Genomic DNA, 22,327 nt, shown 5'->3' with positions numbered 1-22,327 from the left:
CTGTACGGATTAGAGAAAAGGCTCTCCACCGAATGGATGGAGAGCCTGTGCGGCACTTGGCCGGATGGACTGAACCGCCGTGGCGGGAACCTCGGGTCAGTCGTGGAGTTGCCTGGCTTCGTTTCGAGGCGTCATGCCGGCACCGCTTGGCGCTGCCGGGGAGCCTTGGTGTCGATCACGCTCACGTCGATCAGGCGCCAGCGACCATCGTCGATGAGCCGCTCCAACACTGCGCCAAGCATGTCGAAATACACCTCGTCGTACCGATCGACCAATTCGCCATCGCGGTGAAGTTCCACCACGTAGGCGTCGCCGCCGCGGTCGTACAGCACCGTGACGCGACCCTTGAACTTCGCGGTCGAGGTCGTGAAGCTGATCGCCGGAGGCGTCTCGATGATCTTGGATGGCTTGGGATCGACCCAGGTGAAATCCCGTGCACCTGCATCGACCAGCATGTGGGTGATCCGCCGGAAGCCATCGGGCGCCGGCATTTCCTCCAGTTGTTCGATGAGCTGGCCCAGTTCCATGCACTGCGGCTTGGGGATGGGCAGCTTGGCGGGCGCGGAGCCAAGGATGTGCGTCTTGACGGTGTAGGGAATGCCGTCGGACGTCATCTCCGTGCGCTCTTCCGGGGTGTCCGCGCGCAGGCCGTCGAAACGGCGCCGTGCGTAGGGTTGGACACGCACCTTGGCGCCTTCGCTGGGAACAGAGGTGACAAGGTTGGGATCGAGCACGGCGAACTCGGATGGCTTGAGCTTGACGACGATGGCATCGTCAGTCGCCGCGACCACCTTGCCGTCGAAGGGCTGGGGATCGATGGCGAAGCCCAGCGTCGAGGACTGCGGCTGATCATCGAACACGCGGTACTTGAACGACCGCACGTTGCGGGGCACATGGCCTGCGACAAGCGAAGGCATCATGGATTTGATGAGGGAACGGTCCATGGGAATCTCCTTGAGGAAGGACAAGGGATTCCCGCCCGCAAGGGAGAGATCCCTTGTGGGTGGCGTGGATGGACGCGGAACGTCCGATAAGAAAAAAGACCAGCACGGTTTCCCGCACTTGCAGCCTTGAAGGTCTCGGCTGTCTGGGCATGTGTCGGCAACGCCGACGAACATGGGGCAAGGATGGCCTCGGAATGGGCGGCTCACCCGCATGAAACGGCACCGCGCCGCACCCGGTTTCCTGCGCTGCGGGCAAGAAAAAGCCCCTCGAAAGGGGCTGGATGGATCAGGCTTCGTACACGAAATAGTGTTCGCGCTGACGTGGAAAGAACACGTGCTTCCACGTGTCGCCGCTGGTGTTGCCACCGTCGAAGACGACCATTTCGTAGTCGTCAATGTCGCTGTCCACCAGGTCGGCGCTGGCGATATGGCGCATGTGTAGCATGCCTCTCGTGCGCTCGAATACCAGGATCTGGCCGATGGCGTCGTCCTGGCTCATGGCGTTGACGCAGGCTCCGAGCTGGTGCTCGAAGTCGGGTGCATGCGAGATGAGGTCGGGGAACATGAGGTTGCTCCTATGAAAATGGATCAGCCCAGCTCCGGGTGGGAGACGGGCTGACATGGGGGAGAACAAAGAGGAAGAATGGTGCGTGGCGCGACTGCTAGGACTCGGCCAGCGGCAAGCCCAGTAGCGCGGGCGCATCAGCGTCGAGGATGAGAATGCGCACATCGGCCTGGCCAGCCAGTTCAAGGATGTTCGCCAGGTCGTCCGGCATGCCCTTGTTCCGGTGCTCTTGTCGAAGCTGCTCCGCGCCGATGCCCTCGGCATGCTCCAGGTTCTGGTCCGTCCAGGGCGTGGAAATCAGCTTGACGCCGATCGCCGGGCTGTACGGAACCCGGAAGGCGATGAACAGAAAGGCCTCCGGCGTGGCGAGGTCTGCCAGGTTGGCGAGGTACTGGCCGGTTTTCCGGCTGATGTGCGCGCTGCTGATTTCCCAGCATCGGCTGTAATAGCCGGTCTCGAAACTCAACCGCTGCACCACGTCTCGCGCGGCTTCGGCCGAATAAGTGTCACCGACGTGGATCGGGCGGCCGTCGAAGTCGTCGCCATGAATGGCATAGACCACGGCACCAACTACGCCTTCGCCGCTGACGCCTTCAACAGCATTGCATTCGGCCATCAGTTCGGCGCTGACAGGTTCAGTGCCATTCCTGACCACCGCGAACTCGCTGGTGACGATGCAGGGGGAAGAAACCAGTTCCTCATCGGAGAGGTGCTGTTGGCTCACGTGGATGGCTCGCCACACATGCGGGCTTCCGTCCTCGTAGCTGATGGACAGCGTGCGGACGATTTTCAGATTCCAGTAGCCGCGGACAAAGGGATTGGGATTTTGGGACATGGGATTTCTCCAGATTGAATAATGGAGCCAATCCCCGCCACCGGGAATTGGACCCGGTGGGTTGAAAAGAGAAAATGCGTCAGTCGGCACTGATCGTTGGCGTCTGGGCCAGCCGTTCGGCGATGCGATGGCGCACATTCAGGCGGAAATGCTCGTCGTTGATGCCCGCGAGCAGATTGGCGGCCTCCAGTGCGATCAACGCCGAGGCCTCTTCGATGTCGCTGGCCTTAATGGCTTTGCGCAGTTGGTCGCCGAGTTGGAGTGCCTGCGAGGACGTTCTGAAGACCTGGACCTCGCGGCTCAGGTAGCAGCCGCTGCCGCCGAACTCGAACAGCCTTGGCTTGCTGCAATACCAGCAGCCCTCGAACTGGATGGCGGTCAGGTCATGGCCGTCGTCGAAGCAGGTTGCGATCAGAAGTAAGGCCTCCAGATCGGCGCTGTCCTCGAACTGGTGTTGTTCGATCAGGTTCTGCAGTTCCTGATCCTGGTCGGCTCCGAAGTGCACGGCCAGCAGTTCGAGCAGTGGAGGAATCGACAAGCCTTCGTCGTCGGGCATGGGTATGCCGAGTTGCGCTGCGAGGTCTTCCAGGCCGCCCAGCACATTCGACCATTGCGGATAATTGGTCTCGGCGATCCTGGCGATGTAGGCATGCCCGTTGCCGGGATAGCTTTCATCCAATGCGAAGACGCCGAACAGCGCCTTGATGACGGGGGTAACACGATCAAGCATGAGAACGCCCGTGCCCTCGTAGTAGTTGTTTGCCATGGTGGCTCCTTTCGAGAAGTGAGCGGAGCCAGCCCATGCGGACGGTGGCATCCGCAAGTAATAGCCCGAGGCCGTTGGCGCTGGGCGATGGCGAAGAAATTGAGGAACATGGCTTTGTGGGCGCATGTCCCTCTCGGGGGGAACGAAAAGCAGTGGTGCGCCGGGGACCGGCTCACCAGCCGTTGTAGTTCACCAGCAGGTCGGCGATGACCTTGCGGCGTTGCAGATCGAGACCGTCGAAGTCCGACAGTCCGTTGAAGTGGCAGCGCTTGAGCATGGCACCGCCCTCGCGCGCGTTGTAGAAGCTGACCATGGCGGACAGGAACATGCGTTCGCCGCTGCTCAGGACGCCGAGGGCATCGTTGAGCTGCAGCATGTTGGGACGCAGATCCCACTTGCTCTTGGCCTGGTTCAGACCTTCACGGGTGCCGTCACCGAACCATTCGGGGCCAGCGATCTCGACACCGCGCTTCCAGGCCTCGAAGAAGGCTTGGGGCGCGGCAGCGAAATGCTGTTCTTCCCGCATGATCTGATCGACGATTTCCCGCGGCAGTAGCTGGTTCATGACGTGATTCCTCCAGTTGGATCAGGGAATGGCGAGCTGGGACCAGCCGCCTCTTTCGAGGGCACGTTGAGCCGCGGCATAGCTGCGGAAGTACTCGCGGGATTCCCGCGAAACGGGGCCTTCGGTATCGCGCGTGCCGATGTAGTGACCGGCGGCGCTTTGCAGGACTTCGAGCGGCAGAAACTTGCCGCAGTAGGTCAGGGCCAGTTGGCCGAAAGAGGCTTGCTGGGACATGGACGGGCTCCTTGGAAAAGCGGGGCCTCGTCCCTCACGGGATGGCAGCTCCCGCACGCGGTTGATAAAAAGCATCGACGTCACGGGGACGCGCGTCCGCAGACTTGATGCGATGCGGACTGGTGGGCAACGCGGGAGAGACCCGCGGCAGCCTGAAACCCTGGCTGCTGGCATGTGCTGACGAATCAGCGAACATGCGGGCAGCTTCGTGCGCGGGCCGCGCTGCGTCAGTTGGAAAACGGCATCCGGCCCAGCCCCGATTGATGGGCACCGAAAAAAAGAAGCCCCGCATCGAGTGCGGGGCTGTCAGGAGGGGGCGTCGGCGCTGGGTCAGGCGGGCTTGTCGCCCAGGACATGCTGCTTCCACAGGTCAAATGCTTGCTCGGGCGGAAGCTCGGCGAGGATGACGATGGGTTGGGCCTGTCGGGCGCGCAGCGAAGCGAAATACGCTTTGCGGTCGGCGATGGCCTTGAGCTTGATGCCCTTGATGAACAGCAGTTTGCCGTCCTTGATGAACAGCACCTTGTTGCCGATGTCGCGGTTGAACGCGGCTCGCACCTTGCGCTCGGCGTGCATGGCATCGGCCAGTTCATCGATCAGGAAGTCGAGCGTCATGTCGATGTAATGAGGGTCTTCACCCTCGTGGCCGAGGTCGAGCGGTGCAGGCGGCAGGCCCTTGGCGAAGGCTTCGGCCTGCGCCAGCAGCGCCGCCTTGCCATTGAGCGCGTGGACGAACGTCGAGCCGCCGTGGCCGTCGTTGCGGGCCTCGGCGATGGGAGTGCCGTCGAACACGACGGTGGCGCTGAAGCACATCGTTTCCTCGCTGGCGAAGTCGGCCACCTTGAGGTTCTTCAGCGTGATGCGGTCTTGCTTGGTGATGTTATCCATGGGAAGTCCTGAAATCGACCGGGTGGCGACATGCCCCCGACGGGACGTGGCGGCCATCCCGTGGGTTGGAAAAAAAGAGGCATCGATGCCCCGGTGGGCAGCGTTCGCCGGTGAGATGCCGAGGCGAACTGGTGGGTGGCGCGGGTAGAACCCACGGCAGCCTGGACACCCCGGCTGCTGGCTGCTGCCGACACGTCGGCAATGCAGGAGGAAGAATGGCGTGGCCCGCTGGCGACGTCGTGCATCAATCCGGAGCTGTCGATCCCGTCTTGTGCAGGCACTGCACCAGCCGCTGGCCAAGCCACGCAACGCACGGCACCGCCATGGAATTGCCGATTGCCTTGTAGCGCGGAGCATCCGCGGCGGGCTTGCCGCGGTACGGGATCAGCGTGTAGTCGTCGGGCATGCCTTGCAGCCGCTCGCATTCCACGGGCATTAGCCGCCGCACCCGCCAGTGCGACCAGTCGCCGGGGCCGGGCTCGCTCCAGTCGTAACGGAAATGCGCCTCGAAGTCGGGTGCCAGCACATGGGGCTTGTCAGCGCCGCCGCCGCTGGTGCGCAGTGCGTCCGATACGCCGCCGCCCAGTTCCGCGGTAAGACCCTGCTGCCGTCCCCGCAGGGCAACGCAGGCCACCATCGGCACGCCATAGCCCGGCTTGCCGTTGGAAAGGACGGTGCAAGCTACCTGCCCATGGCCCGACTCGAAACGCACTTCGCCGCGGTTGTTCTGCGCGAAGGCGATGGCGGGCACGACACCGGCGTTCGCATGGCTGTTGCGGTGCCCACCTGCACGCAGCGTCGGAGCCCGATCCATCGTGGCATCCGCGCCGCTGCCCTGCGCGGTGAAAGCGATGATCGGCACACCCTTGCCCGTACCGTCTTCGCTGCTGCCCTTGCCGCCGTTGGCAGTGTCGAGGGTGTGGGCGATGCTGCCGGCGATCGACTGCACCATGAACGTCTCCGTGCGGATGTCGTGCTTGGGGCCTGCGGCCATGAGACATGCCGCCACATCGACGGGGCCGGTGCCGCCACTGAATCCGAAGGTCATCGTGACCGTGCCGTAGGGCTGCTTCAGTCCTGCGTATCCGCCTGCTGCTTCAGCACCCGATCCAGCAGCACGGGCAGCTTCTTGCCACGGCGCGCTGCCCGCAGAAGAATCCCCGAGCAGGCCTGTGCGCTCAAAAAGTACTTCGACGGGATCGAGGCCATCTCCACCACTTGCCACAAGAAACACACGCTTGCGGCGTTGGGCGACACCGAAATATTGAGCGTCGAGCACGCGCCAGGCGATGCGGCGCCGGGGTCCAGACACACAACCTGCGTGCGCCCATTTTTCCCCTGGCGGTTGGAGCGCACAGCCTTCTCCGGCCAGTGCGCCCAGGAAATGCCCGAAGGCATTGCTGCGGTCGTTGAGGACGCCGGGGACGTTTTCCCAGACGAGGGTTGCCGACGGGCGGCGGTCTTGGTGGCGGGTTTGGTCGATGGCATTTGCAAGCTCCACATAGGCAAGGGTCAAGGCGCCGCGCGGGTCATTCAGTCCCTGGCGCGCGCCGGCTACGCTGAACGACTGGCACGGTGTGCCGCCGACCAGGATGTCGGGCGCCGGCACGGTGCCGGCGCGCACCTGGCGGGCGATCGCAGTCATGTCGCCCAGGTTGGGCACGTGGGGGTAACGATGGGCGAGCACGGCGCTCGGGAACGGCTCGATCTCAGCGAACCACGCAGCTTCGAGGCCGAGGGGTTGCCAGGCGAGGCTCACGGCCTCGATGCCGCTGCACACGCTGCCGTAGAGCAGCGGCGCGTTGCGCGGCCTGCCGTGTGTTGGGGGGCAAGGATGGGGGTTCATGTCGGGTCTCCTGTTCGTGTGGCCCAGGGCCGTTGGGCGGGGGGCCGGGACATTGATGGGCAGGAGAAAGGCGCCGAAGGCCCTGCGGCCTTCGGCTCGGGAGGAAAGAGGAACCACCCGTGGGCTGATTGGCAGGCCCGGTCGTCGCTAAAACCGTCTGCTGTCAGCAATCACACCCGGCCCATGTCGTGGCTGGGGCCGGCATCGTCTGGCGCACATCCGCGCACAAAGGGAGCCCGTTTTTGCGCCGGCGGGCACCGGCACCGAATACCGCTGACCACGAACGGTCTCCGGGTGGCTCGTGCAGTTCGACAAGCCATCGGGAGACCCTTCGCAGTGGGCGGAAGAAATGCAGATCAGCAGAACGCGCGGGATGCGGTTCGCGGAGAAGCTACCTTCAGGTCCCGTGGCCGGAGCGGCCAGGCGGGACGCGCGCACGGATCAAGAAGGCGTTGCGCGCTGGGCGTCCCGCAGGGCGTGCGGGACAAGGGCCACGCCGCCGATGGCGGGCACGGCTCACGGGGAACGGGGTCGGGTCAGGAACCTTGGCGGCCGCTGCGGTGCGGGCGCGAGGCACCGCGCTTGGACGTGCCGGATTCGACCGGCAGCGTGCCTTTGCAGTCGGGGTAACGACTGCACGACCAAAACGGGCCGCTCTTGCCGCTGCGCTGACGCGTGGGTGCGCCGCACTGCGGGCATGCCGGCCCTTGGGGAACCTTGATGGACAGGGACGCGATGCTGTACTGCGCGATCAACTGCGAAATCCATGCAGCCTGCTTTCCGATGAATACGTCCAGCGTAAGCTGTCCAGCTTCGATCATGTCGAGCGCCTGTTCCCAGACAGCGGTAGTGCCAGGGTCGGCGATCGCCGCGGGCACGGCGTCGATCAGTGTGAAAGCAGCATCGGATGCGCGGATGGCGCGCCCCTTCTTCACGATATAGCCGCGTGCGATCAGGCCGCTGATGATGTTGGCTCGCGTCGCTTCGGTGCCGATGCCGACCGTGTCCCTGAACTTCTGCTTCAGGCGCGGGTCCGTCACCAGCTTGGCGACTCCCTTCATGGATTTGACAAGTTCGCCCTGCGTGTACGGCCTGGGTGGCAGCGTCTTGAGCGCCTTCAGATCGACGTCGGCCACCAGACATGCCAAGCCCTCGCGCAGCGCGGGAAGCACCTGGCTGCGCGCCGCAGCGTCGCCGTCCTCGTCGGGCTGAGGCTCGGTCAGTACCAGGGGCCAGCCCTTCACCACGACCTGCTTGCCCGTGGCCGCCAGTTTCTGCTGGCCGCAGGCTAGGTTCGCCACGGTGCGATCGAACTCGTGGTGAGGGAGGAACTGCGCGAGGTAATGCGCCCGGATCAGCCGGTACACCGCCAACTCCTTCTCGCTCATGGCCGAGAGGTTCGCTGGTTCGAGCGTCGGAATGATGCCGTGGTGCGCCGTGACCTTGCCGTCATTCCATGCACGCGAGCGCTGGGAGCGGTCGAGCTGGTCCATGATCGGGCGCAGCGAGGGATCGGTCCTGAGCAGACTGTCGAGAACCGTGGACACCTCGGCGAACATGCTTTCGGGCAGATAGCCGGAATCCGAGCGCGGGTACGTCGTGGCTTTGTGCGTCTCGTACAGGGCCTGGGCGATCTCCAGGGTTTCCTGCACGTCCAGCCCAAGTTGCTTGGAACAAACCTCCTGCAAGGTGCCCAGGTCGAACAGCAGCGGCGGGCCTTCGCGCACGCGCTCGGTCTCGACCGACACCACCTGCGCGCTGCCCGCGCCGCGAATCTGCTGCGCGGCCCGCTGTGCGACCGGCTGCTGCAGGCAGCGGCCCGTGTCGTCGGTGTAGGCATCGGGCGGAACCCATTGCGCGGTGAAAGACTGGCCGCTTGCGGACAGGGACACGTCGATGGCCCAGTACGGTACGGACACGAAGGCCGCAATTTCGCGGTCGCGGTCCACCACGAGCTTGAGCGTCGGTGTCTGCACGCGGCCGACCGACAGCACGCCGTCGTAGCCCGCTTGTCGACCGAGCACGGTGAACAGGCGGCTGAGGTTCATTCCCACGAGCCAGTCGGCCCGCGATCGTGCCAGCGCCGAGTAGTACATCGGCAGCGTCTCGGCCGATGGCCTGAGCTTGCCCAGTGCGGCGCGGATGGACGCATCGTTGAGTGCCGACAACCATAGCCGCTCGATGGGGCCGCGGTAGCCGCACAGTTCGATGATCTCGCGAGCGATCAACTCGCCTTCGCGGTCGGCATCGGTGGCGATGACAAGCTGGGTCGCCTTCGCCAGAAGCGCCTTGACGACCTTGAATTGCGTGGCGGTCTTCGGTTTGACCTCGACCCGCCAATTCTGGGGAATGATGGGCAACTGCTCAATGGACCAGCGCTTCAACTGCTCGTCGTAGGCTTCGGGCGCAGCGGCTTCTACGAGATGGCCGATGCACCAGGTGACAGTGACGCCGGAACCGTTGAGACAGCCTTCACCGCGCTGCGTGGCGCCGAGAATCCGGCCAATGTCTTTGCCCTGGGAGGGCTTCTCGCACAAGAACAGCCGCATATCCGTCCATCCGATTCCCGTGGTTCATGGAGTTGCTGGGATCGAGCATGCCGAGCACCACCAGGAGCAGCAGCAAACAAGCGGCACGCGGCGGCGACCGCTTTCACGGATGGAAGGGCTTGTGCGGGGATGGCGAGTGGCCGGAGGTATGCGGGTCGGGAGCGGCGATTCGCGGGTACGCGTGGAAGTCAGTGGACGTTGATGGAGCTATCCCCTGGGGATAGCTCGCGGCACATGGAGGGCGGCTAAGCACCGCGGCAGCCGCCCTCCGTGCCGGGTCACTTCCTGCGCTTCGTCTCTTTCGGCGCGGTCGATTCCTGGTCGGCCTGCGGCTTCGGTTCTGCCTCCTGTGGCTTCGGGCTGAGGACCACAGACTCGATGCGGTACGGCAGAATGCCGACGCTGCGCGCGTTGACTTGCCAGGTCTCGCGTGGCTGATCTTCGTTGTCCGTCCAAGGCTCGCGCTCCATGCGGCCGATCACCAGCACCCGCATACCCTTCTGGTAGAGGCGCTGCCAGTGCTCGGCGTCGCGGTGCCAGATTTCCACCGGCGCCCAGAAGCCGCCACGGTCCTCAAAGGTGCCATCCTTCTTGGGAACGGGGTTGTCGAAATAGACGTTCAGGCGCAGCAGGCGGGTGGGCTCGTCGTTGCCATTGGGGAATTCGCGGTACTCCGGTGGCGAGCCGATGTTGCCTTCGCCAGAAAAATGCGTGCTCATGGTGTGATCTCCGTGGTGGTTGAAATACCCGTGCCTCGTCGGCGCCGGGCGCGTGCTGGGATGGCTGGCGCAATCACCGATCGCGCATTGCGGGTGGGGTGGACGTGAGCCGGCGCAGGTAGGCGTTGTCTGCCTCGGCCGCTTTGCTGGCGCATTCCTGCGCCTGCCTGCCCAAGGTGTGCAGCAGGCTGATCTGCATGTTCAACGTGATGCGCTGCAGCTCGATCGCGTGCAGGTCGGCCAGCAGGTTGGCCGGCGTGCTGGTGCTCGCCATCAGCTCCTGCCACAGGGCTACGCCCATGGCCGAGCGGTCGTGCTTGCGCCAGCGAAGGAACGTCGTTCCCGCGCCAGTTGTCTGCTGGGCCAGCTCGATGGGTAGCAGGTGGAAGGGATGCCCGACTGCCTGTTGCAGCACCTGTCGCTGCGCCAAGCCAATCAGTTCGTCGCGCATGGCGAAGCACTGGCTGGCCCAGGCCTCGAAGTCCCCTTTACCTTTAAAAGGCTTTAAAAGGCCTTTTAGAGAGGCCGCGTGTTCCAGCCGCATGAAGGCTTCCTGTTGCAGGCCCCGGAAGTAGCGGATCGGTTGGTTCAGATCGCTCATGCCGGTTCGTCCTCACCGGCTGCGGTTTCGGATGGCTCGGCGGTGATGGCTTCATCGCCGGACGGAGGCGCTGCGGCAGAACCATCGCTGCGCTGTTGCAGGCCACGGCGCGCGATGGGCGGCGCAAACTTCGAACGGCGTGTGCCTTCGAGCACCTCCTGGGGCAGTTCGCCGAACTTCTCCAGCGCCGCCCGTGCTGCGGCATTTTTGGCCGCGAAGTCGTCCCGGGTGCAGCCCGAGTAGCGGTACTGCTGCGCCAGACTGAACAGGCTGCGCAGCGCGTGGGCGCCTTCGTTGAGCCATCGCTCCAATGTCGAGCGATCGATCAGCGCGGTGTGATGGGCGAGGATCAACTTGCGGGCGATGTCGTCGTAGTCGGCCAGGAGATAGACCGCCGCGAAGCCGAGCTGCGCGTTCACAAATAAGGGGAGCTTCACCGGCTGCACGTTGAGGTTTTCGCCCAGGCTCAATGCTGCGGGTACGCCGGCCAGCGCCTGGTCAACTTGCTCGCGCAGCGATTGCAGCGTGGATTTGGTCTGGTCGAGCTTTTCCTCGATGCGCAACATCCACCAGTCGCTGTACGGGTCGTCTTGCTCCGATCCGCGCTTCATCTTGTTCATCACGGCGATGTAGCCGTTGAGCCCGACAATGCCCGGCCGCCCCTCAGCGGCGGCACGCCCATGCCAGATGCGCGAGGCGTGGTGGGTGTGAAGCGTCAGCGACATCGCGCTGCGCAAGGAGCCGAGATTGAGTTGTAAAGGTTCGTTGGTTGCCATGGTGACCGCCCGCTGTGGAAAAGGAGCCGTCAGGATCGACACGCAACGGAAGGCAGTCAGTCAACAAACCGAAATGAATCAGTCCCCGGTTGTCATGGCAGTGCCAGCCCGAGGCACGAGCTATCCCCAGGGGATAGCTCCATCAAACGCCATGGAGCACTGTTCGCGCGAATGTCAGCGTCGCTCCTGAAACCGGCGCCATCGCAGTGCGGTGGACGAAAGTACCGGGCCGTACCTGTCGGCGTTACGCCTTGCATTACATCTATCCCCTGGGGATAGCTCTACTGACGGCCACGGATGTCTGCTTCATGACCATGCCGCTCGTAACGATCAGCTCTTGCGCAGAAGGTCACGCAGCCGTTCGATGTGCTGTTTGGCCACCTCGGGTGGAACCACATTGCGTGGTGCCTCAGACGGCGCATCTCGCGCGGCGGTGGGGGGTGCTGTCGCGCCAGCCTGCTTGGCCCACGCGTTGAACTCGCCACGGATGGCGCGCTGGATGATGCCGAACAGGTAGCCGGCCGGGTTGCGGATGGTGTTGCCGCGACAACGATCGGCCCATTCGTCCAGCACGGCCTGACGCAGCGGGACATCGACCTGCTGCAATGCCACCATCGCCCCGGCCTGCTGCTCTTCTTTCAAACCAAGGAAGCGATCAGGCAAGCGGACACCTTGCATCGCGCGCACCTGCCCACGCTCGCGCGCGGTAGTACGTACTTCATTAATACGACTACTACGTACAGTACGGTCCTGCTTCGGATTCCGAAGAGAGCCGTCTGACGCGGGTTTCGGCCCTGCTTCGGATTCCGAAGACGGGTGCTCGGGATTCCGAAGAAGGCTTGGAGCCCCTTCTTCGGAATCGTGAACCATGTCCTCCTGTGGATAACTCTCTTGCGTCCCGATGCCCTGGCTGGCGAGGCGTTCGGCAAGGACCTGCAGCCGCGAGGGCAGCGTGCGGCCGGACAGCAACGGGTCTTCGGCGATCTCCTTGAGGGTGTGCAGACCCACGACCTGAACGGCCTTGGCCGAGTGGCCCAGAGCCTGGCTGACGAGCTGCAAGTAGTCTGCGTCGAGCTGCATCGCCTCGAATGGAGTCAAGGGCTCGTCGTGCAGAACATAGAGGTTGCCGAGAATACGGCCGGTCTTGGGGTCGCGTCTGCGCCGCACGAGACTCAACCAGCGTGTCAGGCGCAACAGCGTCAGCGCGCGTGCGACGGTCTCGTGGGAGGCTTGTCCAGCGCAGGGTGTTGACGCGAGCCATGGCCGAAGTTGCTCATATGTCGGAAACGCAGTGACGCCATCCTCGTTGAGCATCATCCGAAACACTTGCCACGCATTGCGCTCCAGCGGTGTCAGGCGTCGGTCGAGAAAGAGCCGCCGCGGCACGCTCTCGTGACGATTGCCGCTGAAAAGGAAACCGTCACCAGATGTTGACCCAGGCGACGGTGCAGATGCAGGTGCGGATGCGGGCGCCCGGGGTTTGGGCGCAAGGTCTTTCAGCGCGCTGTTGAACAGATCAGCGAGGGCGACGGGGCCATGGCGTGATGCTCGTGGTGCTGAGTCATCCACGGCCATAACTCAACCCAATCCTTGATCGATCCAGCCTTTGATCGCAGCCCAGACCACCGACAGCGGCAGTTCCATGCCTTCGGCGAGGTCCATTGCCGCATCAAGGACCGAGGTTTCGTCCTCCAGATCGACATTCCTGCTGCTGGTCACGGCCTTCCAGCGCCGCCACAGTTCCGTGTCCTGCTCCTCGTCCAGAACCGGATGGCGCCCCTTGCGTTTGGGCAGACCGAGAACTTCGCGTCGTAGCGCGACTTCCTGATGCGTAAGCCCGTAGAAGCGACTCACCATTTCCGTACTGGCGCCCAGGCGCAGCATGCGATCGACGGTGGCGATCTCCTTCTCCACGTCCTGCGCCTGCTTGAGCAAGCGTCGGAGCACTTCGCGGTTCACGGAGACAGAGCACCAGGAGACGTTGGCATTGGCCAATACGCTGATGAGCGCTGGATGCTTGAGCGCATCCAACTCTTCCTCCCCGAACCCCATCGCCTTGCATCGACGCAATTGGCCGTTGCGCAGGTCGTAGAGCGCCTGGGCGAGGACGGCCTGATTGAGTGGGTTCGGTGCGGACATGCTGGCAACCCTCGTTCAGGTCCCAGAACCGACAGCGCCGGCTTCCAGGTCCAGGAGGCGTCGGGCCAACCGCAGCAGTCGGAACAGCTTGACCAGCGCGGTGTCGCTCAATCGCAAGGCCGCATCGTCCTGGCCGTGCAGCAGTGCCGGCAGGTCGGTGACGATTTGCCCGCTGTCCAAGCCGACGTCGGCCGGCGTCTGACCGGCCAGAGAAACCAGCAGCGCGAGCACGGCGCGTCCCAGGGGCGACGAAGGCCGTGCCTGGGCGCGGCACGCGAACCCGATGCCATCGGGACGATCCGCGACGTACTCGTCCAGCTCGGCCTCGCCTGCGATCTCGCGCGCGAACTGCGCGATGTGGATGCGTAGCCGATCGGGCGTATCCAGTCCAGGGTCGATATACCAGATGTCCGAGATGGGATAGAGGCCACCGGCCTGCACTGGAATCGACTGCAATACGTTGGCTGAGAAATCGGGCGGTAGCGCGTCGCCTAACTGATCGGCGACCATGCGCTGGATGGACTGGAGCCGCTCCGTCGTTGGTGCCGGGGAGATGATGTGCTCCTGAAGCAAATCGCCGACCCCTGCCGTAGGGCTGGCCGCGGAGGCCTCCCTCGGGGCCGTGTCGTCCTCGCGCCGCGTAGGCGCGGCCGCTGCATGGCCTGGACGTGGTGCAGGCGTGATAGTGGATGGTGCTGATTCAACCGGCGATCGCGCGATGGCCCCAGGCTCAGGCAATGCGGGCGGCGCCGATGGCGGCGTCGGGTCGCTGACCAACGCACGGTGACGGCTCTCCGATTCGGTCAGGTCCAGCGCCAGGACGTCGTAGTCGATGCCCAGCAATTCGGACATCTGGCCGATCAGCTCGTCTTGCACTCGCTGCGGCGAAAACTCGTCAGCCTGCGTGTCGAATTGCGACAGCACTTCCTGAAAGAAGCCGTCGAAATCCAGAGGAAGAGAGCGGCCTTTGGCGTACTGCTCCCAGGTGCGCTCACAGGCCTTGCGCATGACCGATAGCCGCTCGACCTGGTGGCGGCCCAATCCGCCATAGAGCACGGTCGGGATCGCGGGCAGCAGATAGCGGACCGCATCGACCATGCGGCTGATGTGCGACTGCTGTACCGGGTAGCCATCGGCGGCCAGGCGGCGAGCCAGTTCGGACTGGCTCAGCGTGGTGCCGCTTTCCTCTTCGTAGAACTCACGCGCTTTCTCGACGCCGAGGGCTCGCTCGATGAACGTCAGGCCGCCGCGTAGCTCGTTCTCCGCAAGGTGCCCGGTCAATGCGACGATCTCGCCACGTGCGGGCCAGGGGCGGAACAAGCACGATATGCGGAAGAATCGCTCGTCCTTGGTCTCCGACCAGAGTTCACGCAGGATCGCCAGCCGCGTGTTGCCGCCGTTGCGGATGATGTAGTGATCTTCGCCTGGACGGCGCGTGATGGCCGGCGCCGCATCCAGGCCGCGTTCACGGATGGAAGCCTTGATTTCCTCGTAGGCGGAATTGCGCTTCTTGCGTGGATCGTGATCGTAGGGACGCAACTGGTCCAACGTCACGACCATCGGCGTGTCGACAATCGGGTCGCTCAAGGCGGTGGCGGATGGACCGCTACGTTCGAACCCGGCGGCAAGCAGCTTGCCAGCCATGTCCTGGGACCTCATATCAGCCATGGCCGCATTCCTTTACGCTCGCGGCCTGGGCTTGGGCCTGGCGCTCGGCACGGCGGATCTGCGCGCGGGCGTTGAGGGTCGCCCGGTGGTCGCTCGCGGTCGAGCTGGTGTAGATCGCGGCGCAGCCGACCTTGGTGAACTTGAGGTGTCCACCCGGTGTGCGTTTGACGTGCCAGCCTTCGCTGATCGCAAATTCGATCAGGACGCGTAGCCGCTTGTGGCCGCGGGCCAGTTCATGTGCGCTTGCCATGCTGCCTCCCAGTCTCAGAAGGACGCTGCTGGCGGCCGGACACGAAGGCCAATTGATCCTGCCATTGCGGGAACAACTCGCTGGCAAGGGCGCGCATGGTGTCGAGAGCGGCTGGCGCGACTCTGCCCGGTGGCTGTCGGTACTCGACGCGATGCACCGGCAGGCCGCGGGTCGCAGCGCGCGGATAGGCTTCGATAGCCGGCACGTCAGTAGCCAGCACACGGATGCCAGCATGCTCCTGGAACAGGTCGCGCAGGGCCTGCTGGATCAGCCGCGCGTTGGCGGACACGGGGTGGACGCGGTTGATGAGCAGGTGCAGCGGCGGCGGTTCGATGCCGAGGTGTCGGTACGGCGCGATGTCCTCCAGCAACTGCATGGTGCCGCGCCGCAACTCGCGGGCCGCGAGGATTTCCGGGGTCACGGGCGACAGCGCAAGATCGGACGCGAGCACGGCCATCTCCAGCAAGACGCTGCGCGCGCCCTGGGTGTCGATCAACAGCAGGTCATAGAGAGGCGCCAGCACCGGCAACAGATGGCGTAACCGCAGGCGCCCGTCCGGCGCATGCAGCAGCAAGGTGTTCAGTTCGCCTCGGTGGTCGTTGGAGAGCACTAGGTCCAGGCCCGCGATGCTCGTGCGGGACACGAGCCGGTCGAGATCGCGCTCGTTGAAGGCCAGCAGCTCGTAGATGCCACCGGGCGCGCGGTGGGCCAGTTCGTAATAGGACGACAACGTGGGCTGCACGTCGAGGTCGAGCAGCAGTACGCGCAAGCCCGCGTCGGCGGCAAGACCGCCGAGGTTGGCTGCGGTGGTCGTTTTGCCGACGCCGCCCTTGGTCGAGATGATGGATACAACCTGCATGGCGCTCTCCGTCTAGGGATAGGGAATTCCGAGGGAGAGCCGCTCAGGTGCGATTGTTGAGACGTTCGGCGATCCACTGGTCGATCTCGACCGAATCCCAGCCCACTGCACGCACGCCCAGACGCAGCGCCTGGGGGAACTTGCCGGCACGCATCAGGTTGTAGATGTGGGCACGCTTGAAGCCGGACTTGGCCTCGACTTCATCGAGACGCAAGATGCGGCGCTCGTTGGGCGGTAGTACAGGTATCTGCGACATGGCGGTCACTCCTGAACGCTCAGTGGCGTTTGTTGGCGTGACACCTATTCAAATGTCGACTTCTGTCTCAGGCCACCGTAAATGCGGTTTCCGTGACCGCAGATTCGGGCTTGCAAATATCAGGAAACGGCGGCCCGCAGCTTGCGGCGGGCTTGTGCAAACTTGGCTTGCAGCGTGCGATCGGTAATGCCCATGAGTTCGCCGTGATGCGCGATCATCGCGGTAGCGATAGCCTCCTGGCTATTGAAACTGGAATACGGTGTGCCCGACGGAGATTGGCCGAGCATCAGTTCCAGCATGGTGCCGATGATGTGGAGGTAGGTGGCCTCGGCCCGGTCGCTGATGGGGCATTGCGCGCAGGCGGGAATGACCGTGGACTGCTTGAGTAGCGCGTCGTGCTGTTCTTGCAGCTCGCGCATTTGGCGCTTGCACTGCTCCAGAGCGGATTTGAGGGCCAATCGCTCGACCAGCATGGCTTGGCCGGTCTCCAGGGAGATGACGGGATGGGCGATGCGTTCGCTGCGAGAGAAGAGAAAGCCGGGCCGCTGCTCGGGGTAGTGCTGGCGCATCCATCGCTTCAGATCGACGTGGCGAACCGTCAGATCAAGGGACTCGATCAGTGCGGTATCGCGTGTTGTGATGCCGTTCTGCCCGAAGGGCAGTTCCCCATTGAGGATGCCGTCGTAGATTCGGTCGGTGTATAGCCGCAGTTCGCCCCAGCGCGGGCAATCCAACGACTGTGGCAGATTCCTTGGCGATAAAACCGAGGCCAGGATCACCTGCTCGTATCGCAGCAGCCCAGCCCAGCGGATGGACGCTTCGATCGGGCGGTAGAACACCTTTGATGTTGGTGCATCATTCTTGTTCTCGTGCATGCTCCGTCTCCTTCCAGGAGAAGAACTACATGGCCGACTCCTTTGACGCCGACCCCGTGGTCGGGCAGTTGTCTGTGTAGGAAACGAGCCCCGAGGCCCGGTCCGTTATGGGTGCTTGAGCACTTCTCACCAGTGCGCTTTTACCGGTGGCTGTCATGTGCCCAATGTGCAAAAATTCATCGGCCGCTAGAAGGTCGAGCATCGGGACGTAGGCTCGACAGTGACGCTCACGCTATCAGCGTCGTAATAAGTTGCGGATTCTGCAAATCTGTCTCGGTATGGCCTTATATGCCAGCGGTTTCACAAGGCGCGACGAGATGGTGGTCGTTGTCCAAGGTCTAGGAAAACTGGGCGAATCCACGCCTGTCATACCCGCCCTGGCATCCTGATATACCGATAAAGAATCGCGTGCTGACGCGCCACGGCTAGGGTGCGCGTTCTTCCTGCGTGACTTGCTTGCGCAGACGGGCAATGCAATGCGCGTTGCATGCGGCTCGTAGATGGCATCCGAACTGGGCCGGCACCGAGAGGATCGGCCTGGGCGTCATCGCGGAAGCGGATGCGGGAACTGAGAGCAGGGGCACGGGCGGCCAGTTCGAGACCGTCGCCGATGACGTTGTGACGACTGCGGGTCTGGTGTGCTGGGTGTGGGTCTATGGATGCCAGTGGAACTCTTTGGACGATCTTTGTTGGCGGGGACGAAAAAATAGGCTACAATCTAGGTCTTCGCTGGCCACCTCGGCGAAGAAAGAGCTTGGGAATCAACGACTTACTGCCCTAGTAAACGTCTCGTCTCCCGCTCCAAATTTGAAGCAGCGCGTTGTTTGGCAAAGAAGTAAAAGGCAAGGCGTTGTGAAGCAGTGCAATGCGGGAGTAGCTCAGTTGGTAGAGCGCAACCTTGCCAAGGTTGAGGTCGCGAGTTCGAGCCTCGTCTCCCGCTCCATACATAAGGGGAAGCAGTGCTTCCCTTTTTGTTTGGTGGGCCGGTCCTTCCGGTTTTCCGCCAGACAGAATCTGTGAATCTGTTGCTAGGTTCCAGTCCGCTTGCGGCGCGATAGCAAAGCGGTTATGCAGCGGCCTGCAAAGCCGTTTAGGCCGGTTCGACTCCGGCTCGCGCCTCCAGTAGTTGATGTAAAGAAAAGCCCCGACTAGTCGGGGCTTTTCGTTTTTCTAGCTCATGATTTTGCATATTTCCATCTGTGGAAATGCGCTGTCTGAAGCAGTACAAAGCCCTCTCCAACCACTCGATAAAAACGCTAAACCACTCGTATATCGGCTAATTGGCCGTCTGCGAGAGTTTGCGGCGGCACCTGCGAAGCTGGCCGTTCACGTTGCTTCATCCTGCCTGACCGCGCCTTGGCAAAGCAACTTCGAGGTTGGCCGGCGGCGGTGCAAAGCGATGCACGAGTGTGTCGCCTTGGCTCTCTATGGTCGATGGCACCTTATAATTGCAAGTCAGGTTTTTTCGCCTCCTCGCATCCCCCCAAGACACCTATGACCATCAGCGCGCAAGCGGAGCTATTCGATACGGTAGCAGCACCAACAGCAAAAAAATCGAGAGCTACCATCGACGTCGAGCAATCTGGCACTTTCACGCCGAACATGAGGTTGCCAGTCCATCGATGGTTCCGGTACTCCGCTGGTTTCTCGTCTGATTGGGTGAAGCAGGTGATTGGAAACCGTGCGGCGAAAGTTGTACTCGACCCATTCGTCGGATCAGGGACCGTGTGCGTGGAGGCGGATAAGGCCGGCATTAAATCGTATGGTGTCGAATCGCATCCGTTTGTTTATCGCCTGGCGCGCGGTAAATTGGCTTGGGCGTCGAGCCCGGAAGCATTCGAAGCGGCGATCGCGGCTGTCGAGAAACTTGCCGGCGAATCACGTTCATGTAGCAATCATGCGATTCCTGACCTCCTCAAAAAATGCTACGAAGTCGAAACGCTCGTCGAACTGTTCAAGCTTCGTGACGCGTACCTGACAATTGCCAACGATCTGCCAGACGATATCCGCCTGCTGGTTTTCCTCGCGTTGAACGCCATTCTTCGCCCGTCTAGTCACGTAGGGACAGCGCAGTGGCAATACGTTTTGCCTAACAAGCGTAAAGCCAGCGTATCGACTCCATCGGACGCGTTGACCGCACAGGCAACCATCATGGCTTATGACATGCGCGACATGCAAAAAGGCCAGACAAAGAGTCGCGCGAAACTACTTCAGAGCGATGCGCGGACACTCAAAGGTATACCTGACGCACGCGTCGACCTCGTCATCACATCGCCGCCGTATGCTAACAACTACGATTATGCGGACGCTACTCGGCTCGAAATGACGTTTTGGGGCGAAATAAGTTCGTGGGGAGATTTGCACGGTTCGGTCCGTCAATTCCTGATCTGTTCGAGTTCACAACATGCTACGAGCGATAAGTTGCAACTGGACGCCTTACTGGAGAGACCGGTGGTTGCACCGATCCGCGACGAACTTACAGCCGTCTGCAATGAGCTGGCGGAGGTTCGTACATTAAAGGCCGGCAAAAAGGCCTATCACACGATGATCGCAGCTTACTTTGGCGACATGGCTGAGACATTCAATGCTTTGCGCCGCGTAACGTCGCCTGGTGCGAACATGTGTCTGGTCATTGGCGACTCCGCGCCATATGGCGTTCACGCACCCGTTGAACGTTGGTTCGGTGAACTCGCTATCGCATCAGGATTTGAATCGTGGTCGTTTGAGAAAATACGAGACCGCAACATCAAGTGGAAGAACCGCAAACATACCGTCCCACTTCATGAAGGTCGACTCTGGATTAAAGGATAAGGCATGGCGAATTCCCCTTCGCATAAGTTTGGCCAGGATCTTGGCAACCTGCTTGAACACGTAGTCTTATATCTGATACTAAAACCTCGCCTCGAGAGTTTTGCGAAGGCAAAAAACTATTATCTTGACTGGCAAAAAGACCGGCCGGCGCGCACCGGTAAGAAAGTCACGTGGGCAGACAAATATGGAAATACCCACGATTTAGACTTCGTGATCGAAGTAGGGGGAACCGAGGAATCGCGCGGAACGCCAGTGGCGTTTATCGAAGCGGCTTGGCGCCGCTACACCAAACATTCGAAAAACAAAGCCCAGGAAATACAGGCTGCGATACTTCCCATCATTGAAGTACACCATCTCTCGGCGCCTTTTTTTGGTGCAGTGTTAGCCGGAGAGTTTACGAAGCCTGCACTGGAGCAGCTTCGAAGACATAGATTTTCGGTCTTATATATCCCATATGATGATGTAGTGGATGCGTTCAAAGCCATTGATTTCGATATCGCGTTCAACGAAGGTACGTCTGATGCCGCGTTTGCGGAGGCTAATCAACGACTGTTTTCGCTTACCGACGCAGATAAAACAACGCTCCGCAATGCATTAATAACCGCCTCCAAGCCACAGACCGACGCATTCATGACTGCGCTGCAAAAATCGCTTGAGCGGCTAATAACGCGGATCATATTGTTACCCCTCTTTGGTACGGAAGTCATCTGTGGCAATGTACAGGATGCTATCGAAAAACTGGCTAAATTGGACAAGATAAAGGCATCAGGAACGCTCCACAAGATTGAGGTTATCGTTGATTACGATAACGAAGATTCCATCCGTGCATCCTTCAAGGACGACGACGGAGCGCAAGAGTTTTTAAGGAGGATTGCGCCCTGAATGCATCGTGAGCGGAACAATATGGTCTGCTTGAGTTGATTATCGACGGGCGACGGACCGCTGCGGGAGCGCGCTGCTGCCCATCAGATTGTCCGTGTGGGAGCGTAAGCCAAGGCGGTACATGGCCGGTTACTCATGGTCGGTTACTGTTTCATGCGTCGGCATATCTCAAGCCGGAGTGGCCGTTCCGGTTCGAGTGTGGCGAGGCGCCGACCGTCAGGATCCTTCGTTGTTTACAATTCCCTCTCCTGCTCTTTCATTTTTATTTTATTGTCTTTCATATCCGTTCCGGCAATTGCCCATTACCTCGAATCGCACTTTTGATTACCATCAGTAATTGCCGATAATGTACAGTAGCCAAAGCCAATTCGCGCACTTATGAAGGTGGCAGCCATCCGCTTCAATGAATGGCGGTGCCTTATCAGCGCGAAAAATCGGGGCAGGTTACGACCCGCTACAACTACTACATCTCGACCAATGAAAAAAATCATAACTGCAGCCGTGCTGTTCGCCGTCGGCCTGCCGATGCTGGCTATTGCCCAGTCGGCGCCGCCTCCGGCCCTCAAGGCCGGGGACACCTGGACGTACGTCGACACGTTTGAGAAAGCGCCTTCAGTCTGGCGCCAGACGCACGACGAGGTGAGCGTCTTGCGCGCCACGTCGGCCCACGTTTACTACGCGTCGAAGCCGGTGGGCTCGACTCAGGCGCCCAATGAGCTGATCGCGGGCGCCGACTGGAGCCGCGAGCGCAGTGTGAACGGCACGGAAATGGTGGTGAACCGGCCGCTCGCGTTCCCGCTGTCGCCCGGCAAAACCTGGAGCATCGACTACACGGAACAGCATCCGAACAAGATGCACGCTTCGGAAAAATGGAGCACTCAATATCGGGTAGTGGATACGGAAACCGTCGAAGTGCCGGCGGGCAAATTCCAGGCGATCAAGGTCGAAGCGGAAGGCAACTGGACCGCGCAACTCGAACCGACGCAGACCGTCACGCAGGCCGTGCAGGTCCAGCAGGGCGACACCGCGATGATCACTCATGCGCAGAAAACCGGCCCTGTTCAGGCGACCGGGCGTACTTATAAAGCGATCTGGTATGTGCCGGAAATCGGCCGCTGGGTAAAATCGGTGGAGGAGTATTACGCCAGCAATGGCGTGCGAAACGAGCGTTATACGAGTGAATTGGAGTCGTTCAAAAGAAGCGCCGAATAAGCGCTTCGCATGCGGCATGCGATTTATGCGGCAGCAGATTTTCTGCGCCAGAAAAGCCCCATTGTTTGGGGCTTTATTTTTTATTAG

The 22,327-nt window shown here is 61.8% G+C and carries 22 protein-coding genes and 2 tRNA genes; 5 read left to right on the top strand and 19 right to left on the bottom strand.

Annotation, left to right across the window (positions count from 1 at the left end; all coding sequences use genetic code 11):
• Positions 1-131: 131 nt before the first annotated feature.
• From BXE_RS15910 to BXE_RS15820, 19 genes are all read right to left on the bottom strand, one after another.
• Positions 132-944 carry a hypothetical protein gene (locus BXE_RS15910; protein ID WP_003290192.1) on the bottom strand — a complete coding sequence of 271 codons (813 nt, stop codon included), beginning with the start codon at positions 942-944 and terminating at the stop codon, positions 132-134.
• A gap of 286 nt (positions 945-1,230) precedes the next feature.
• Positions 1,231-1,509 (bottom strand): hypothetical protein, encoded by a 279-nt coding sequence (locus BXE_RS15905; protein ID WP_003290191.1) that lies wholly within the window; start codon positions 1,507-1,509, stop codon positions 1,231-1,233.
• 97 nt (positions 1,510-1,606) lie between these two features.
• Complete coding sequence (locus BXE_RS15900; protein WP_011489289.1) at positions 1,607-2,344, bottom strand: hypothetical protein; 738 nt, start codon at positions 2,342-2,344, stop codon at positions 1,607-1,609.
• Positions 2,345-2,423: 79 nt separating this feature from the next.
• On the bottom strand, positions 2,424-3,110 hold the full coding sequence (locus BXE_RS15895; protein ID WP_011489288.1) for a hypothetical protein: 687 nt from the start codon (positions 3,108-3,110) through the stop codon (positions 2,424-2,426).
• Between the two features lie 172 nt (positions 3,111-3,282).
• Positions 3,283-3,675 (bottom strand): hypothetical protein, encoded by a 393-nt coding sequence (locus tag BXE_RS15890; protein WP_011489287.1) that lies wholly within the window; start codon positions 3,673-3,675, stop codon positions 3,283-3,285.
• Between the two features lie 21 nt (positions 3,676-3,696).
• Positions 3,697-3,909: a hypothetical protein gene (locus BXE_RS15885; protein WP_003290186.1), complete on the bottom strand. Its 213-nt coding sequence runs from the start codon at positions 3,907-3,909 to the stop codon at positions 3,697-3,699.
• 330 nt (positions 3,910-4,239) lie between these two features.
• A complete protein-coding gene (locus BXE_RS15880) occupies positions 4,240-4,797 on the bottom strand; it encodes a hypothetical protein (protein WP_011489285.1) in 558 nt (185 codons plus the stop codon).
• 244 nt (positions 4,798-5,041) lie between these two features.
• Positions 5,042-6,643 carry a DNA cytosine methyltransferase gene (locus BXE_RS15875; protein WP_011489284.1) on the bottom strand — a complete coding sequence of 534 codons (1,602 nt, stop codon included), beginning with the start codon at positions 6,641-6,643 and terminating at the stop codon, positions 5,042-5,044.
• A 536-nt stretch (positions 6,644-7,179) separates the two neighbouring features.
• Entirely contained in the window at positions 7,180-9,192 is a 2,013-nt protein-coding gene (locus BXE_RS15870) for a DNA topoisomerase III (RefSeq protein ID WP_011489283.1), read from the bottom strand.
• A 278-nt stretch (positions 9,193-9,470) separates the two neighbouring features.
• Complete coding sequence (locus BXE_RS15865) at positions 9,471-9,911, bottom strand: single-stranded DNA-binding protein (RefSeq protein WP_011489282.1); 441 nt, start codon at positions 9,909-9,911, stop codon at positions 9,471-9,473.
• A 73-nt stretch (positions 9,912-9,984) separates the two neighbouring features.
• Complete coding sequence (locus BXE_RS15860) at positions 9,985-10,512, bottom strand: DUF3158 family protein (protein WP_003460292.1); 528 nt, start codon at positions 10,510-10,512, stop codon at positions 9,985-9,987.
• Positions 10,509-11,288 carry a PFL_4669 family integrating conjugative element protein gene (locus BXE_RS15855; RefSeq protein ID WP_011489281.1) on the bottom strand — a complete coding sequence of 260 codons (780 nt, stop codon included), beginning with the start codon at positions 11,286-11,288 and terminating at the stop codon, positions 10,509-10,511. Before BXE_RS15855 ends, BXE_RS15860 begins: the two co-directional genes overlap by 4 nt.
• 330 nt (positions 11,289-11,618) lie before the next feature.
• Complete coding sequence (locus BXE_RS15850) at positions 11,619-12,863, bottom strand: STY4528 family pathogenicity island replication protein (protein WP_011489280.1); 1,245 nt, start codon at positions 12,861-12,863, stop codon at positions 11,619-11,621.
• Between the two features lie 3 nt (positions 12,864-12,866).
• The gene (locus tag BXE_RS15845; protein WP_011489279.1) at positions 12,867-13,427 is read right to left on the bottom strand and encodes a DUF2857 domain-containing protein; all 561 of its coding nucleotides are present in this window, start codon (positions 13,425-13,427) and stop codon (positions 12,867-12,869) included.
• A 15-nt stretch (positions 13,428-13,442) separates the two neighbouring features.
• Positions 13,443-15,095, bottom strand: coding sequence for a ParB family protein (locus BXE_RS15840; RefSeq protein WP_011489278.1), 1,653 nt, complete (start codon positions 15,093-15,095; stop codon positions 13,443-13,445).
• Complete coding sequence (locus BXE_RS15835) at positions 15,088-15,345, bottom strand: hypothetical protein (RefSeq protein WP_003460282.1); 258 nt, start codon at positions 15,343-15,345, stop codon at positions 15,088-15,090. Before BXE_RS15835 ends, BXE_RS15840 begins: the two co-directional genes overlap by 8 nt.
• Positions 15,329-16,204, bottom strand: a complete 876-nt coding sequence (locus BXE_RS15830; protein ID WP_011489277.1) for a ParA family protein — start codon at positions 16,202-16,204, stop codon at positions 15,329-15,331. The genes BXE_RS15835 and BXE_RS15830 overlap by 17 nt, the downstream gene beginning before the upstream one ends.
• Before the next feature lie 43 nt (positions 16,205-16,247).
• Entirely contained in the window at positions 16,248-16,460 is a 213-nt protein-coding gene (locus tag BXE_RS15825) for an AlpA family transcriptional regulator (protein ID WP_003460278.1), read from the bottom strand.
• Positions 16,461-16,579: 119 nt separating this feature from the next.
• Positions 16,580-17,335, bottom strand: a complete 756-nt coding sequence (locus tag BXE_RS15820; RefSeq protein ID WP_003460276.1) for a hypothetical protein — start codon at positions 17,333-17,335, stop codon at positions 16,580-16,582.
• An 867-nt stretch (positions 17,336-18,202) separates the two neighbouring features.
• Here BXE_RS15820 and BXE_RS15815 point away from each other — a divergent pair.
• The 5 genes from BXE_RS15815 to BXE_RS15795 all read left to right on the top strand — a co-directional run bounded on the left by BXE_RS15815 (position 18,203) and on the right by BXE_RS15795 (position 22,240).
• Positions 18,203-18,278, top strand: a tRNA-Gly gene (locus BXE_RS15815).
• A 105-nt stretch (positions 18,279-18,383) separates the two neighbouring features.
• A tRNA-Cys gene (locus tag BXE_RS15810) sits at positions 18,384-18,457 on the top strand.
• Positions 18,458-18,829: 372 nt separating this feature from the next.
• Positions 18,830-20,146: a DNA methyltransferase gene (locus BXE_RS46965; protein ID WP_011489276.1), complete on the top strand. Its 1,317-nt coding sequence runs from the start codon at positions 18,830-18,832 to the stop codon at positions 20,144-20,146.
• 3 nt (positions 20,147-20,149) lie between these two features.
• Complete coding sequence (locus BXE_RS46960; RefSeq protein ID WP_011489275.1) at positions 20,150-21,028, top strand: hypothetical protein; 879 nt, start codon at positions 20,150-20,152, stop codon at positions 21,026-21,028.
• A gap of 477 nt (positions 21,029-21,505) precedes the next feature.
• Entirely contained in the window at positions 21,506-22,240 is a 735-nt protein-coding gene (locus BXE_RS15795) for a hypothetical protein (protein WP_011489274.1), read from the top strand.
• Positions 22,241-22,327 lie beyond the last annotated feature (87 nt).

The organism is Paraburkholderia xenovorans LB400 (assembly GCF_000013645.1).
In the GTDB taxonomy this organism is placed as follows: domain Bacteria; phylum Pseudomonadota; class Gammaproteobacteria; order Burkholderiales; family Burkholderiaceae; genus Paraburkholderia; species Paraburkholderia xenovorans.
Note: the sequence above shows the minus strand (reverse complement) of the source record. Positions and strands in the feature narration are given on the sequence as shown.